Consider the following 15,115-nt stretch of genomic DNA (forward strand, 5'->3'; position numbering starts at 1 on the left):
CCACCTCGTGGCCGTCCATCTCCAGCAGTTCCTGGGCGTAGATTTGATTGATGGGGTTGTCCTCGGCCAAGAGGATGGTCAGGGACCGGGCCTTGGCCGGTTGCGGCGCGGCATCGGCCGGCGCGTCGGGCTTGAGGCTTTCGGGCAGGGCCAGGTCCACTTCAAAGGTGAACACGCTGCCTTTGCCTTCTTCGCTCTCGACATGGTAGATTCCTTCCATCATTTCCACGAGATGGCGCACGATGGCCAAGCCGAGCCCAGCCCCCTGGTAGCGCCGGGCCGGGGACACGTCGGCCTGGGTGAAGCTGTCGAAAATGGCCTGAATCTTGTCGCCGGGGATGCCGATGCCGGTATCGCGCACCTCGAAGCGCAGCTTGGCCCGACTGGTCGTAGCACTTGAATCGGTGCGGGCGATGACCAGGACCACGCTGCCGGCGTCGGTGAATTTGACGGCATTGCCGACCAGATTGATCAGTACCTGGCGCAGCCGGCTGGCGTCGCCGACCAGGGTATGGGGCACGGCACCGACGAACCGATAGGTCAGCGACAGGCCCTTTTTGGCGGCCAGGGGCCGGAAGACACTTATGATCTCCTCGGCCGTGGCCCGCAGGTCAAAGGGCAGCCGGGCCAGTTCCAAAACACCCACCTCGATGCGGGCATAGTCCACGATATCATTGAGCACCGTCAGCAGGGACTGGGCCGAGTGGCGGGCCATTTCCAGGTATTCCCGCTGCTTTGTGGTAAGGTCCGTGGCCAGGGTCAACTCGGTCATGCCGAGAATCCCGATCATGGGCGTGCGGATCTCGTGGGTGATGTTGGCCAGAAAATGGCTTTTGGCCCGCTCGCCGGCCTTGGCTGCCTCCCGGGCGGCGGCGAGCTGGTTCTCGGCCGTGCGCAGGGGGGCCAGATCGCGCAGCAGCACCCGGATCAGCGGCAGATCGGTGCGGCGCAGGGTTTCCCGGCGCATGACCGCCGGGCGGCTGGTGGGAGCCAGACGGACCTCGCGCACGGGCCCCCCGTCCAGGGGCAGACCGAGCGGCATTCCGGTGAGTTGGTTGGCCGGGAGGCCGAAAAACGCCGTGGCCCCGGGGGTGGCGTGCAAAATAATGCCGTCTTTGTCCACGAGCAGCAACGCATCGCCGGTCAGTTTGCCCAGGGCGTCAGTTTCGCGGATGAGACCATCAAGCATGGCAGCGTTACCCCTTGATACAGGCCAGGGGACGAAGCCTGGCGGTTTTGCGGGCCAGACCCAGTGCCTGGGTCGTGTGGGCCACATCTTCTATATCCTTGTAGGCTCCCGGAGCCTCTTCGCCAACCCCCTTGAGGCTTTTGGCCCGAAGGGAAATGCCGCGTCCGGCCAGATCGGCCAGCACGGCCCGGGCCGGGAACCGTTTGGCCGCCTGCCGGCGTCCCAGGGCGCGTCCGGCTCCGTGGCAGGCCGAGGCAAAGGAACGGTCGGCCGCAGCCGGCCCGCCGGAGAGGATAAACGACGCCGTGCCCATGCTGCCGCCGATGATGACCGGCTGTCCGACGGGCCGGCAGAAGTCCGGCAGGTCCGGGTGGCCCGGCCCGTAGGCCCGGGTGGCGCCTTTGCGGTGGACATGGAGGGTCTTGACGCCGTGTTCCGTGGTATGGCGCTCCACCTTGCAGGTGTTGTGGGAGACGTCAAAGAGAAGCGGCATCCGGCAGCCGGGGAAAAACTCGGCAAAGACCTCGCGCACGAGGTGGCAAATAATCTGCCGTCCGGCCAGGGCGCAGTTGACGGCGGCCCGCATGGCTCCGAGGTAGGATTGGCCGGTGGCCGAGGCAATGGGCGCGCAGGCCAGGTCCGGGTCGGGGAGCGTCAGGCCGTAGCCGGGGGCTGCCTTGAGCATGGCGGCCATGTGGTCGGTTGCCACCTGATGGCCAAGGCCCCGGGAACCGCAGTGGATCGACACGGCCACCTGGTCGCGGCGAAGGCCGAAAGCGGCGGCTGCCGGCTGATCGTAGATTTCGTCGACGTATTGCACTTCGAGATAGTGGTTGCCCGAACCAAGCGTCCCCAGGGCGTCGCGTTGGCGCTTGCGGGCAAGGACCGAGACAGCCCCGGGATCGGCTCCGGCCATGGTCCCGCCTTCCTCGCATCGGGCCAGATCGCCGTCTTCGCCGTAGCCCTGGCCAACGGCCCAGGCCGCGCCAGCGGTGAGCATCCGGTCCATGGCGGCATCCGAGAGCCGAAGCGCCCCGCCCTGGCCGACGCCGCAGGGGATGCGGGCAAAGAGCCGGTCGGCCAGCCGGTCGCGCACCGGCTCGACGTCCTGCCGGGAAAGATCGCTTAGAAGCGTGCGCACCCCGCAGGCAATGTCAAAGCCCACGCCCCCGGCCGAAACCACGCCTGCGGCCGTCGGGTCAAATGCTGCCACCGCCCCGACGGGAAACCCGTAGCCCGGATGGGCGTCGGGCATGGCCAGGACCGGACCGACGATGCCGGGCAGGCCGGCCACATTGGCAAGTTGTGTGAGCACCCCGTCCTCCAGAGACCTGGCCGCTGCCTCGCTGCCGTAAAAAACGGCCCGCGTGCGCATGGCTCCCGTCTGCGGCAATTCCCAGGCCAGCGCCTCGATTTGTTGGAGAACATGTGCCATCACAACGATCCTTCGGGCCAGTTTGCACCGGCTTGGCCAAATCCGCCTGAACTAAACGATGGTAGTCCATGGGGTGTGACTTTTGTCAAGGCGTTGTTGACCCGGACCGGGACTCGGCCGGCTGGGCCGGCCAGAGGGTGGCCGTTATGGCGGCCACGGCTGCGGCATTGCCCTGGGGGGTCAGGTGGGGATCGGTTGGCCAGTAGAGCGTTGCGGCCCGGGGATCGTCCATGAAGGGCCGGGTCAGGTCCAGGGCCGGGATGCCGGCTTCAGCCAGCAATTGAAGCACAGTGGCGCTGATGGCGTTGAGATTGCGGGTTTCGTCGTCGGCCAGTCGGGCAAAGTCAGTGCGCCGGGATACTTTGGCAAAATCGATGCGGGGATAGACGACCTGCAGGGCCGTGGGGACAATGACCACCCGAAGGCGGGCTCCGGCCGCCTTGGCCAGGCGGACCAGCTCGGCCAGGGACGCCTTTGCGGCCTGCTCCTGGTCGGGGCCAAACCAGGCGGTGTCGGCAAAGGCCCGGTAGGCTGGATGGAAGGCAAAGGGCAGGTCATGCCAGGTGGGGGCGGTCAGGGGCACGGGATACGCGCCGCTCTCGGGCGGGTTGTCCCTGCCGACAAGGCCGCGGGCCAGGCGGGCCAGGGTGGACAGCCTGCCATGGCGCAGCCAGCCTTGGTTGGCTGCGTCGCTGCGGGCAAAGGGCGTTCCCGGGGCCGAGGCGTCGCCGTCCGCGGACAAGAGCACATAAATGGTGTCCCCGGCGAAGCGGCCGGCCGTGCCGGCCGGGGCGTCGACCGTCAGGCGGCGCAGGATGGCGGCGTACTGCTCCAAGCCGTAGCCGCTGTGGCAGGCGGCGTAGACCGATTCTCCGGTTGCGGCCTCATACAGGGCGGGAATGGCGGCGGCTGTGCCGGACCCCAGTCCCTGGCAGGCGGAATCGCCCAGGAAAAGGACTTTGGCAGTAGCCGGGGTGCCGGTATTTTGCCAGCCCAGGGCGTCGGTTGCGGCCAGGATGACGGTCGGCGGATCGGCCAGGACAACACCGTGGGCTCTGGCCGAAGCGTCGACAGTCCTTGAAAAGGGCTCCTGGCCGGGTTCGCCGACCAGGCCGCCGAGCCAGGGCCGGTAGCCGGGCAGGGCGGTCCTGTCGATGGCGTCCCAGTCAAGGAGCCGGTCGCGGACAGCCGGGGGCAGACCGGGCAGGCGCGGCAGGAGATGGTACACGGCGGCATCGAGACCGGCCAGACAGATAAGGACCAGGACAATGACCAGGGGAATGCGTCTGGCTATTGTCCTGGTCCGGCTGGACATGGCCGGAGACGGAGCCGACAGCGGGGGAGCGGTGTGGGGCATGGGGGCACGACGCTTTTGCCCGGTTCGGGCACGGGGTGGCCTGGGTTTGGCGCGCGCCGCAGGGTCGCCGCAGCGTCCGGGTGACGACTGCGGCGCGCGCGGATAAACGGCCGGGGAGGCCTAGATGTTGTAGAGTTTTTCCCCGGGAATAATGGTGATGTTGTTTTTCTGCAAAAGCTCGATGGCCTGATCGGTGCGGTCGAAGCGGAAGATGATGACTGCCGAGCGTTCGCACTGGTGCACGAAGGCATACATGTATTCCACATTGACGCCGCCAGAGCACAAGAGGCTCAAAATGGCATGCAGGCCGCCGGGTTTGTCCGAAACCTCCACAGCCACCACGGCATTCCTGCCCACGGTGAAGCCGTTTTCCTTAAGGGCCATTTTGGCTTTTTCGTGGTCGCTGACAATAAGGCGCAGGATGCCGAAGTCCGAGGTGTCGGCCAGGGACAGGGCGCGGATGCTGATGCCGGCCTCGGCCAGGACGCGGGTCACTTCTTCCAGGCGACCGGCCCGGTTTTCCAGGAAAATGGAAATCTGTTCGGCTTTCATGGCGTCTCCCTCCGGATGTCGGGTGTTGGCCCGTTATTCGTTACGCAGGTCCAGGATGCGCTTGGCCTTGCCCTCGGAGCGTTGGATGGCCCGGGGTTCGACGAGCTTGACCTGGGCGGTGACTCCCAGGAATTCCTTGATATTTTTCTGGATCTTGCCTTCCAGGCGCTGGAGGTTTTTCACCTCGTCGGAGAAGATTTTCTCATCCACTTCCACCTGGACGGTCAGGGTGTCCAGGTTGCCGTCGCGGCGCACCACCAACTGGTAGTGGGGTGTCAGGCCCTCGGTTTCAAGCAGGATGCTCTCGATCTGGGACGGGAAAACGTTGACCCCCCGGATGATCAACATATCGTCGCTGCGGCCATGGACGCGCTGCATCCGGGCAAAGGTGCGGCCGCATTTGCAGGGGGTCTGCACCAGACGGGTGATGTCGCGGGTGCGGTAGCGAATGAGCGGCTGGGCTTCCTTGGTGAGCGTAGTGATGACCAGTTCGCCGATTTCCCCCGGGGGCAGGGTTTCCTTGGTCACCGGGTCGATGACCTCGCACAGGAAATGGTCTTCCATGAGGTGGGCTCCGGCTTGGGCCTCGATGCACTCGATGCCGACCCCCGGTCCCATGACTTCGGACAGGCCGTAGATGTCGATGGCCTTGATGCCCATTTTCGTCTCGATATCCCGGCGCATCTCGTCGGTCCAGGGTTCGGCTCCGAAGACGCCCACCCGCAGGGGCAGTTCCTTGAAATCGATCCCGGCTTCCAGGGCCGTTTCATAGAGCACCAGGCTGTAGGAGGGGGTGCAGCACAGGACCGTGGCCCCGAAGTCTTTGAGCAGCATGGCCTGACGCCGGGTGCCGCCGCCGGAAACCGGAACCGTGATGGCCCCGAGCCGCTCGGCTCCGTAGTGCGCCCCAAGGCCGCCGGTAAAAAGGCCATAGCCGTAGGCCACATGGATGATGTCGCGGCGGGTGGCCCCGGCTGCGGCAAACGACCGGGCCACCAGCGTGCCCCAGTTGTCGATGTCGCGCTGGGTATAGCCCACCACCGTGGCCCGGCCGGTGGTGCCGGAGGAGGCATGGACGCGCACTACATTGTCTTTCGGCACGGCAAAAAGGCCGAAGGGGTAGTGGTTGCGCAGATCCTGTTTCTCGGTAAAGGGCAGATAGCGCAGGTCGGCCAGACTTTTTATATCGGCGGGCTTGATGCCGGCTTCGTCAAAGGCCCGGCGGTAAAAGGCCACGTTGGCGTAAACCCGTTCGCACAGCGATTTGAGCCGTTTGAGTTGCAGGGCTTCAAGATCTTCCCTGGGCAGGGTTTCGATGTCCATATCGAAAATCATGGGATTCCTCCAAATGACGTCATGGGCGCATCCAAAGGGGATTCCTGCCGAAAGCAGCAGGCCGCGTCAAGTGAGGGCCGGGGAAAATGGCTGTTGCGCATTTGCCGGACGCCGGCAAATCGCGTAGAGTCCTGCCGTTGTCCGGGAACCGGACGGCATGACAATTTTTTTGGAGATGAAATGCCCGCAAAACCGACTGATGCCACTCTTTCCCCTGCCCACAAGGCCGCCCGGGTGGCCCTGTGGCTCCATGAAAAGAAAGCCAAAGATATCAAGGCTGTTGACGTCGCCGGCTTAAGCCCCATCTGCGATGCCATGGTCATGGCCTCGGCGGCCAGCGTGCGCCAAGCCCAGGCCCTGGCCGACTATGTCCTTGGCAACTGCGGCGATCACGGCTTTTCCTACCTCGGTATGGAAGGCTATAATACCGGCCAATGGGTCCTGCTCGACCTCAACGACGTGCTGGTCAATATTTTTCAGGAAGACCAGCGGTCCTTTTACAACATCGAAGGACTGTGGTCCGAGGGCAAGCCCATTCCCCTGACCCTGCCCAAACGTACCAAAGAGCCGAAAAGCCTGCTGGATGATGATCCGGACGAGCTGGACGACGAGGATGACCTCGACGATCCGCAGGACCCGACGAGCGCTGCATGAAACCGACGCCGACCTTGCTGCTCATCCTGGACGGCTGGGGACTGGCTGCGGCCGGACCCGGCAATGCCGTGACCGAAGCCGGCACGCCGGCCATTGACCGCCTGCTTGCGGCCTATCCGTCCACCACCCTGGCCTGTTCGGGCCGGGCCGTCGGCCTGCCGGACGGCTTCATGGGCAACTCCGAGGTCGGCCACATGAACATCGGGGCCGGGCGCATCGTCTACCAGGACATGACCCGCATCGACATCGCCATGGAAGACGGCTCCCTGGCCAAAAATCCGCAGTTGGCCGAGTTGGCCCGGGCCTCCCTGGTCGCCGGCGGGCGCGTGCATCTCATGGGCCTGGTGTCCGACGGCGGAGTGCACAGCCACCTGCGCCACGCCAAGGCGCTCATTGCCGCCCTGGCCGGCCTTGGCCAGCGCGACATCCTCGTCCACGCCCTGCTTGACGGCCGCGACACCCCGCCCCAAAGCGGGGCCGGCTACGTGGCCGATCTTGACGGATTTCTCAAACATCTGGGCACGGGCCGCATCGCCTCCCTGACCGGGCGCTATTACGCCATGGACCGCGACAACCGCTGGGAGCGGGTGGCCAAAGCCTATGCCGCCCTGACCGAGGGTGTGGGCGAGGTCTTTACCGACCCCGTGGCTGCGGTCGAGGGGGCCTACGCCGCCGGCCAGACCGACGAGTTCGTGACGCCCCGCGTGCTGCCTGGGGGCGAGGGGATTGTCCGCGACGGGGATGCCGTATTTTTCTTCAACTTCCGGGCCGACCGGGCCAGGGAGATCACCCGGGCGCTGACGGCCGCCGATTTCGACGGCTTTGTCCGGGGGCGCGTGCCGAAACTGTCCGGTTTTGCCACCATGACCGAGTATGACGGTTCCTTTGGCCTGCCGGCGGCCTTTGCTCCGGTAGCCGTCACCGATGTCCTTGGCGAGGTCTATTCCCGTGAGGGGCTCACCCAGTTGCGACTGGCCGAGACGGAAAAATACGCCCACGTCACCTATTTCTTCAATTGCGGCCACGAGGAGCCCTTCCCCGGCGAAGCGCGCCAACTCATCCCCTCGCCCCGCGACGTGGCCACCTATGACCTCAAACCCGAAATGAGTGCGGTGGCCGTCACCGACGCCTTTCTGGCCTCCATGGACAAGGGCCACAGCCTGACCGTGGTCAATCTGGCCAACTGCGACATGGTGGGGCACACCGGCATTCTGGCGGCGGCCGAGGCTGCTGTCAGGACCGTGGACGCCTGTGTGGCCCGCATCGCCGCAGCCGTGGCCGCGGCCGGCTGGCGGATGCTGGTGACGGCCGACCACGGCAATGCCGAGGAAATGATCGCCCCGGATGGCGGTCCCATGACGGCCCACACGCTCAATCCCGTGCGCCTGATCCTCGCGGACCCGGCCCGCCAGGGCGCAACCCTTTCCCCGGGCAAACTCGGCGACATCGCCCCCACCATCCTGACCCTGGCCGGATTGCCCGTGCCGGCGGCCATGACCGGCGTCAGTCTCGTCACGGAGCAGGCATGAGCACCGAACAACGCAAACCGCTGACCCCCGGCCAAACCCGTGGGCGTGGAACTGGTTTTTCTTTATCCTTGTCCTTTTTGTCGGCGCGAAGTGCCGGTGGTGGCCCCGGTCAAGCCGACCATGATCGCCTGCGACGCCTGCCGGGGACGGTTTCCCATCGTGCCGGTGGACGACCGCTCGGTGCGCTTCGTCAAGCTCGTCATGGCCGGCGGCAAGGCGGCCGTGGACCCGGATTTCATCTGACCGCAGGTGTCGCCTGCACCCGGCCTGACGGAGGCTGACCATGGACTACGCGGCTGTTGTCGTGCTGCTTGGCGTCCTGATTTTCATCCACGAACTCGGCCATTTCCTGGCGGCCAGATTGGTTGGGCTACCCATTGCCCGATTCGCCCTGGGCTTTGGCCCGGTGGTGGCCAGCCGTACAATTGGCGGGGTGCGCTACTGTCTGTGCGCCGTGCCGCTTGGCGGCTACGTGTTGCCGGACCTGCCTGACGAGCGGGCCTATCTGGCCCTGCCCCTTGGCCGGCGCCTGCTTTTTTCCCTGGGAGGCCCCCTGGCCAATGGCCTGTTTGCCCTGGCCTGCTACGGAGCACTGTGCCTGGCCGCTCCGATCCCGGCGGGAGCGACCTGGGCCGGGCTGGCCGCCAAACCGTTTCTCATGACCGGGCAGACGCTGGCCTTGATCCTGGCCGGACTGGCCAGCCTGTTTCACCATCCCGAAGCGGTCAGCAGCGTGGTTGGCATCGTGGCCGAGGGCGGACGCTTCGCCCAGGCCGATGCCATGCGCTATGGCGTTCTGGCCGCGCATTTGTCCCTGTCCCTGGCCGTTTTCAACCTGCTGCCGGTCCTGCCGCTCGACGGCGGCAAGATGGTTTTTGACGTGGCGGTGCGCCTGTGGAGCCGCCTGTCGCGGCTCTATCTGCCGGCGGCTGTCGGCGGATGGCTGGCGCTTTTGGGCCTGCTGCTTTTTGCCACGGTCCAGGACGTCTGGAAATACTGCCTTTAGCCCCTGCCATCATGCGCCCCAAGGACGCCGCCCTTCCGCCATCCCGGGACAAAACCCTGGCCCAGGCCCTGTTGGATGCCTTGGCCGGCCTTGACGCTCCGGCTACGGCCCTGGACCTGTCCGGGCTGGTCGGGGCTGGCGAGAAGGCCGTACTCGATGCTTTGGACCATCTCAAACGCTCGCTTCGCCGCTCCCGGACACGGCTTCTTGTCCACCCGGCCCGGTGCATCGGCTGCGGCCACCGCTTTGCCAAGCGCGACCGGCTGGGCAAACCCGGCAAATGCCCCCTGTGCCGCAGCCTGCGCATCGATCCCCCGCGATTTTCCATGCAATCGTCGCCTGAAGTGGACGATAGCGCCCCTTTGCGGCACTATGACCGGGTCACAGTGCAAGGAGGAATCCCCATGCCCGTCAGTCCCCTCGCCGGCAAACCGGCGCCGCGTTCGCTGCTTGTCAATGTGCCGCGTCTGGTCGCCGACTACTACGCCGTCAAACCAGATCCGTCCGATCCGGGTTGCCGGGTGTCTTTTGGCACTTCCGGCCATCGGGGGACGTCGCTTGACGGCTCCTTTAACGAAGACCACATCCTGGCCACCACCCAGGCCATTTGCGACTACCGCCAGGGGCAGGGCATCATCGGACCGCTCTATCTCGGCATGGACACCCACGCCCTGTCCGAGCCGGCCTGGATCACCGCCCTGGAGGTCCTGGCCGCCAACGGCGTGACCACGCGCATCCAGACCGGCCGGGGCTATACCCCGACCCCGGTCATCTCCCACGCCATCCTGACCTTTAACCGCGACCATACAGGCGTGCTGGCCGACGGCATCGTCATAACGCCCTCGCACAATCCCCCGGAGGACGGCGGTTTCAAGTACAACCCGCCCTCAGGCGGCCCGGCCGATACCGACATCACCAAATCCGTCCAGGAAGCGGCCAACGCCTATCTGGAAAAGGGGCTTAGCGGGGTGCGCCGCAAGACCCTGGCCGCTGCCCTGGCCGCGGAGTGCGTTTCGCAATATGATTATATTGCGCCGTATGTGGCCGATCTGGCCAATATCTGCGACATGGCCGCCATTCGCGACTCCGGCATCCGCATCGGCGTCGATCCGCTCGGCGGTTCGGGCGTTGCCTACTGGGAACCGATGGTCGCGCGCTATGGCCTGAACCTGTCGCTGATAAGCGATGTGGTGGACCCGACCTTTTCGTTTATGACCGTGGACAAGGACGGGAAGATCCGCATGGATTGCTCCTCGCCCTATGCCATGGCCCGGCTCATCGAGCACCGCGATGCCTATGACATCGCCTTTGGCAACGATCCCGACTACGACCGCCACGGCATCGTCACCCGCTCAGCCGGCCTGTTAAATCCCAACAACTATCTGGCCGTGGCCATCAACTACCTTTTTACCACCCGCCCGCGCTGGCGGGCCGATGCGGCCGTGGGCAAGACCGTGGTCTCGAGCGCCATGATCGACCGGGTGGCGGCCGGCCTTGGCCGGCGGTTGTGCGAGGTGCCGGTGGGCTTTAAATGGTTCGTGCCGGGCCTTGTTGACGGCTCGTTCGGCTTTGGCGGCGAGGAGAGCGCCGGGGCCTCCTATCTGCGCACCGACGGCACGGTCTGGACCACGGACAAGGACGGCATCATCATGGACCTGCTGGCTGCCGAGATCACGGCCAAGACCGGCAAGGACCCGGCCGCCCATTACGCCGAGCTGACGGCCCGCTACGGCGAGCCGATCTATGAGCGCATGGACGCCCCGGCCAGCAAGCCCCAAAAGGCCGCCCTGGCCCGGCTTTCGCCCGAGATGGTGACCGCGACCTCCCTGGCCGGCGAGGCCATCACCGGCCGGCTGACCAACGCCCCGGGCAATGGTGCGGCCATCGGCGGGCTCAAGGTCACCACGGAAAACGGCTGGTTTGCCGCCCGGCCGTCAGGTACCGAGGACGTCTATAAAATCTACGCCGAAAGCTTCAAGGGCCGCGATCACTTGAAAGCCTTGCAAGCCGAGGCCAAGGAAATCGTGGACGCGGCCTTTGCCGCCGCCGGGGTGTAATTCGGGGCAGCGTACTGCGGCTTGATCCTTGTTTCCGTCCGCTCCAGCCTTGCAGCACAACGGTGCAAGAAGGGACAAGGCAGACGCGTCCTTGACGCCGGCCGTCTTTGCAGGCAACCAGCGCCCAACAGGGGATACTCCCCATGGATGATGCTCTCGAACCCGATGCCCGGCGGTTGCTCGCGGCCCTGGCCGATCTGCCCGATGGGCCGTTTCCCGGCCGGGTCATGCCGGGCGAGGCGGCCACGGCCCTGGGGCTTGGACCGGCCCGGTCGTGGCGGCTTTTTCGCCGTTTGTTCGCATTGGGCTACTACGAATACGACATCTCGGCCTACAGCGGCCGGCTGACCGCGGCCGGCCGCCGGGCCGCAGCAAGGAAAACCGACTCGTGAAACTCGCATCCCACTGCTTAAGCGCCATCCCCCTCGCCGTTGCCGCCTACGCCGCCACAGGCGGACGGTTTTCCGCCGCCTTCATGGCCGGCATCTCCAGCGTGCTGATCGATAGCGACCATGTCCTGGACTACCTGCTTTGCAACAAGCGCTGGGACGGCATGAAGCATTTCTTCGCCAGTTGCGAAGAGGGCCGCCTGCCGCGCCTGTATTTGGTCCTGCACTCCTTTGAGCTGGTCTGTTTCCTGTGGCTGCTTGTGGGCACCGGGGTGGCCGCGGCCTGGGGCGTGGGCCTGACCATCGGCGTCACCGGGCATCTGCTCATGGATTGGGTGGGCAACCGCCACATTGTCAAACCGTCGTTTTACTGGCTGTGGTTTCGGGCGGCCAATCGTTTCGACGGCAACAGGCTGTACCTGAATCCGCCGGTTCCGCTTAACGCCGATCTGGTCGAGGAACCCGTACGCCGGTAGCGCTCCGGCCGGAAGGGTAGGGCCGTCTTGATGCGGATCTGGGGCCAGACGGAAAAGCTCAAGTTGTGCTTTAGCGTTTAACCCGGCGGACAGCCTGGCACTGGGATTTGGCCGGGGCGAAGACTTCGATGCGGGCATCGGGATCAAGGGTCAGGCCCATGGATTCGATGAGATAGTCCCTGGGCGAATCGGCCAGCGGTTCCAGGGCGGTGGTGCGCTCCAGGTGAAAGAGTTCGCCCCAGTTGGTGGCGTAGAGCGTATCGATGCTGACCGTGCCGCGTTCCTCGCGCGGGGCGAGCATGTTGACCACGAGCAGGGCGGCAGTGACCCGCTCGCCGGCCAGCCCCCAGGACAGCGGCGGATTGAATGTTTCCCGGGCCGGGAAGACACCGTGGACGGCGTTTATGAGCCCGGTGAAATCCGGCAGGGTGAGCGGTGCGGGCAGGAGCGTGGCCTGCACATGCATCCCCGGGCGGTAGAGTTCGTTGGCCACGAGCCAGGCCGCCAGCCGCACCACCGAGGCCTCCTGGCGAAGCGTTTCTTTCTTGCGGGCCTTGCGGTCCGCGCCGGCCGGCTCCCCCCGGGCGGCAAACGTGGTCTCCCGGGGTTTCCCCTCCTCCAGGCCGATTTCCAGCGAAGCAAACAGATGCCGCCCCGGCCGCAGAAAGGGCAGGCGCATGATTTTGCCCACCCGTCGGCCAAAGCTCGCTCCGATGCGCCGCGACAGCATGGTCTGGTCGCGTTCGGTCAGTCCTCCGCCGCTGCCCAGGGCCGTGCTGCGGGTCTTGAGGCGTTCATAGGCCTTGAGAAAATAGGTGGAAATGGCGTCGCACAGGGCCGTTGCCCGGGCAAACCCTTCTTCCTCGCCGGCTGTCTTTTTCGCGGGCGGTGGCGGGCAGGAACCCAGCGACGGCGGGGCATAAGGGAAAAAGTGGTCAAGGACGGCCTCGCCGGTGCGGCTGGCGTATTCGTCGCACGGGTCAAAGCCGGTTTTTTGCAAAAAAGCCTGGCGCAACAGTTCCACGGCCCCGGCTTGGCCGCCCTCCTGGTAGTGGCGGCTGACCTCCCGGAAAAGCAGGGCGTAGGGATCGCAGCGCCAAAGTCCGCCCTGGTTGGCGAAGATAAAGCCCTTGAGCGTCTCACACAAAAGGACCGGATCGCCCGGGTGGGCAGCGTATTTTTCCAGGAGGCCGAACTTGATGATGGATTTGAACGGACTGGTCAGCGATTTGACGATCATCCACAACGATGCGCCAAAGTACTCGTCACCGGCGATGGAGCGCACAGGGCCAAAATCCAGGGTGTCGGCCGCTACGTCCGGCGTTGCCCGGCCCATGGCCGCCAGGGACCGGTCATAGGCGTCCCGGCCGATGCCCGGCGGCACGCACCACCAGGCTGGTTTTTTGCCGGCCGCCACCAGCGCCGTCCGGTAAAATTCCTCTTTGAGCAGACAGCCCTGGGCCGAGCCGTAGCCCTCATCCTCGGAGTAGCCGAAAATATTGTCGTGGATGTCGGCCACGCTCATGCGGAAAAAATGGATTTCCAGGTCGTAGTCGCGTTCGGCCTGCCGGCTTATGGCGTCGAGCTTGTCCTGAAAAGCGGGCAAGTCCGGGCGCTCGGCATCACGCTGGGCGATGCACACCCAGATGTCGAGGTCGGAATCATCGGTCTGGGCCACGGTGCCCACGCTGCCGATGGTATAGACCGCTTCCACGGCAATGGCGTCTTCCGGGATGGTCTGCCCTTCGCCTGCCCGGTCGCCAAAATGGGTGGCCAGCAGACGGGCGGCGGCCAGATTGGGGGAAAAACCGGCGATTCGGGCGGCCGGTCCGGGGCGGATGCCGGTTTCCTCGCGCACGAGCGGCGCCTCAATGAGCCCCGGCAGCATCTCCAGGAAAGCAGCCCCGGACGGGCCGAGCCGGCGTCTGGCCCAGGCCAGACGCCGTTTGTTGTTGGCCAGCATAGCCAGCCGGCGGCGACGAATATCGCGGCCGGAGAGCACGCCGTCGCACACAGCCGTCAGCAGGCGAAGCCCAGGACCGTCGGTCAGGTCCGGGGGGAGCGGCGGTCCGGTGCCGACGGCGTCGGCGATGGCCAGGGCCTCATCCTTGGCCATCGCCCCAAGGATGTCCGGTTCGTCTGTCGGCCCGGAAAAACGCGAGGCCGCGAAGTAGCAGCCTTCTGTGCGCACGCTGGCCAGCCGCGCCCGGTCAAAAGCGGCCATCTCGAACAGGCAGTCGGAAAAGAGCACACCCTGGCAGGCGAAATCATACAGCACGGCCCGGATAAGGCTGACCGCCCGCAGCCGGCAGCGCACCAGCGAGAGGCTTGACAGGGCCGCGCCCACAAAATCGCATTCCAGGGCGTCGAGCCCGGTCATGGAAACGTCCTGGCCGACCACGCCGCCAAAGGCGCACAGGCGCATCTCGCAGTTTTCAAACCGCACGTCCTGGAAGACGGCCTCGCTGAAGCGGCAATTGAGGAAGCGGCAGGCGTGAAACGTCACCCCGTCAAACCGGGCGCGTTCGAAATTGACATCGGAAAACTGGACACCCGTAAAGCTCGTTCCGCCAAGGACGGTTTCGGCGAGGCTGGCTGCCTTGAAGGAACAGCGCGAAAAGACCACCGCAGCAATGGCCGTCCCGTCAAGGTTCGTCCACATGATCTGGCGGTTGTGGAGTTGGCTGCCCGGTGTGGCCATGTCCCGGCGCAGGCTGTCCGACGGTTCGAAGGACTGGCCGGCCGGCGGGGCCGCAACCAGGGTCTTGACCCGGCTCCACAATCCCTTGGAGGCTTCCTGGGCGGGTGTCTGGCCGGGCAGGGGGGGGCGTTTGGGGAACGGCCGGGAGGCCGCCCGGGAGCGGTTGCCGAGATCAGCGGCCAGGACAGCCAGCAGGGGCTTTTGGGGCCATGCCGGCTTTGGCGATGGCCCGGGCGGCGGCCTGGGTCGCACCTGGCAGGGCGGCGGCCAGGATGCGGTATACGGCGCACAGCATGGTCCGCCTATTGTCCGGCGGCAGGTCGCGCAGGGCCTGGCCAAAGGCGGCGAGCGACATGTTGGCCAGGGCCGGGGCCAGTTCGGGAATGCGGCCGGGCTCGGCGGCCGCCAGGGCGGCGGCCGCGCCGGCGGCCCGCA

Annotated in this window: 13 protein-coding genes and 1 pseudogene; 7 read left to right on the forward strand and 7 right to left on the reverse strand. The window is 65.8% G+C overall.

Annotated features, from left to right (window positions below):
* From DVDV_RS18650 to DVDV_RS18670, 5 genes are all read right to left on the reverse strand, one after another.
* Positions 1–1,189 (reverse strand): ATP-binding protein (locus DVDV_RS18650; RefSeq protein WP_254845445.1); only part of this gene is annotated, 1,189 nt, incomplete at its 3' end.
* Between the two features lie 7 nt (positions 1,190–1,196).
* Entirely contained in the window at positions 1,197–2,624 is a 1,428-nt protein-coding gene (locus DVDV_RS18655; protein WP_075356115.1) for an RtcB family protein, read from the reverse strand.
* Between the two features lie 85 nt (positions 2,625–2,709).
* Positions 2,710–3,981, reverse strand: a complete 1,272-nt coding sequence (locus tag DVDV_RS18660; RefSeq protein WP_254845446.1) for a hypothetical protein — start codon at positions 3,979–3,981, stop codon at positions 2,710–2,712.
* Positions 3,982–4,101: 120 nt separating this feature from the next.
* Positions 4,102–4,533 (reverse strand): ACT domain-containing protein, encoded by a 432-nt coding sequence (locus tag DVDV_RS18665; RefSeq protein ID WP_075356116.1) that lies wholly within the window; start codon positions 4,531–4,533, stop codon positions 4,102–4,104.
* Positions 4,534–4,566: 33 nt separating this feature from the next.
* A complete protein-coding gene (locus tag DVDV_RS18670) occupies positions 4,567–5,868 on the reverse strand; it encodes a phenylacetate--CoA ligase family protein (RefSeq protein ID WP_075356117.1) in 1,302 nt (433 codons plus the stop codon).
* Between the two features lie 180 nt (positions 5,869–6,048).
* Here DVDV_RS18670 and rsfS point away from each other — a divergent pair, with 180 nt between their 5' ends.
* The 7 genes and pseudogenes from rsfS to DVDV_RS18705 all read left to right on the forward strand — a co-directional run bounded on the left by rsfS (position 6,049) and on the right by DVDV_RS18705 (position 11,979).
* On the forward strand, positions 6,049–6,522 hold the full coding sequence (gene rsfS / locus DVDV_RS18675) for a ribosome silencing factor (RefSeq protein WP_075356118.1): 474 nt from the start codon (positions 6,049–6,051) through the stop codon (positions 6,520–6,522).
* Complete coding sequence (gene gpmI / locus DVDV_RS18680; protein WP_075356119.1) at positions 6,519–8,051, forward strand: 2,3-bisphosphoglycerate-independent phosphoglycerate mutase; 1,533 nt, start codon at positions 6,519–6,521, stop codon at positions 8,049–8,051. The genes rsfS and gpmI overlap by 4 nt, the downstream gene beginning before the upstream one ends.
* Positions 8,048–8,294: pseudogene (locus DVDV_RS18685) on the forward strand (hypothetical protein). The gene gpmI and the pseudogene DVDV_RS18685 overlap by 4 nt, the downstream one beginning before the upstream one ends.
* A gap of 40 nt (positions 8,295–8,334) precedes the next feature.
* Positions 8,335–9,057: a site-2 protease family protein gene (locus tag DVDV_RS18690; RefSeq protein ID WP_075356120.1), complete on the forward strand. Its 723-nt coding sequence runs from the start codon at positions 8,335–8,337 to the stop codon at positions 9,055–9,057.
* A 404-nt stretch (positions 9,058–9,461) separates the two neighbouring features.
* Positions 9,462–11,114, forward strand: coding sequence for a phosphoglucomutase (alpha-D-glucose-1,6-bisphosphate-dependent) (gene pgm, locus DVDV_RS18695; RefSeq protein WP_075356125.1), 1,653 nt, complete (start codon positions 9,462–9,464; stop codon positions 11,112–11,114).
* Positions 11,115–11,257: 143 nt separating this feature from the next.
* Positions 11,258–11,506, forward strand: a complete 249-nt coding sequence (locus DVDV_RS18700) for a hypothetical protein (protein WP_075356121.1) — start codon at positions 11,258–11,260, stop codon at positions 11,504–11,506.
* Positions 11,503–11,979, forward strand: coding sequence for a hypothetical protein (locus tag DVDV_RS18705; RefSeq protein ID WP_075356122.1), 477 nt, complete (start codon positions 11,503–11,505; stop codon positions 11,977–11,979). The genes DVDV_RS18700 and DVDV_RS18705 overlap by 4 nt, the downstream gene beginning before the upstream one ends.
* A 70-nt stretch (positions 11,980–12,049) precedes the next feature.
* Here DVDV_RS18705 and DVDV_RS18710 read toward each other — a convergent pair whose 3' ends face one another.
* Positions 12,050–14,761 carry a class I adenylate cyclase gene (locus DVDV_RS18710; RefSeq protein WP_075356123.1) on the reverse strand — a complete coding sequence of 904 codons (2,712 nt, stop codon included), beginning with the start codon at positions 14,759–14,761 and terminating at the stop codon, positions 12,050–12,052.
* Positions 14,762–14,852: 91 nt separating this feature from the next.
* Positions 14,853–15,115, reverse strand: a 263-nt coding sequence (locus DVDV_RS23580; RefSeq protein WP_254845447.1) for a hypothetical protein, incomplete at its 5' end; no start/stop codon positions are given.

This window comes from Desulfovibrio sp. DV, assembly GCF_001936595.1.
Lineage (GTDB): Bacteria > Desulfobacterota > Desulfovibrionia > Desulfovibrionales > Desulfovibrionaceae > Solidesulfovibrio.

What these genes read in the sequence shown, in the direction of transcription:
- DVDV_RS18655 (WP_075356115.1), bottom strand. Translation starts at nt 2,624, where the DNA reads ATGGCACATGTTCTCCAACAAATCGAGGCGCTGGCCTGGGAATTGCCG.
- DVDV_RS18660 (WP_254845446.1), bottom strand. Translation starts at nt 3,981, where the DNA reads ATGCCCCACACCGCTCCCCCGCTGTCGGCTCCGTCTCCGGCCATGTCC.
- DVDV_RS18665 (WP_075356116.1), bottom strand. Translation starts at nt 4,533, where the DNA reads ATGAAAGCCGAACAGATTTCCATTTTCCTGGAAAACCGGGCCGGTCGC.
- DVDV_RS18670 (WP_075356117.1), bottom strand. Translation starts at nt 5,868, where the DNA reads ATGATTTTCGATATGGACATCGAAACCCTGCCCAGGGAAGATCTTGAA.
- rsfS (WP_075356118.1), top strand. Translation starts at nt 6,049, where the DNA reads ATGCCCGCAAAACCGACTGATGCCACTCTTTCCCCTGCCCACAAGGCC.
- gpmI (WP_075356119.1), top strand. Translation starts at nt 6,519, where the DNA reads ATGAAACCGACGCCGACCTTGCTGCTCATCCTGGACGGCTGGGGACTG.
- DVDV_RS18690 (WP_075356120.1), top strand. Translation starts at nt 8,335, where the DNA reads ATGGACTACGCGGCTGTTGTCGTGCTGCTTGGCGTCCTGATTTTCATC.
- pgm (WP_075356125.1), top strand. Translation starts at nt 9,462, where the DNA reads ATGCCCGTCAGTCCCCTCGCCGGCAAACCGGCGCCGCGTTCGCTGCTT.
- DVDV_RS18700 (WP_075356121.1), top strand. Translation starts at nt 11,258, where the DNA reads ATGGATGATGCTCTCGAACCCGATGCCCGGCGGTTGCTCGCGGCCCTG.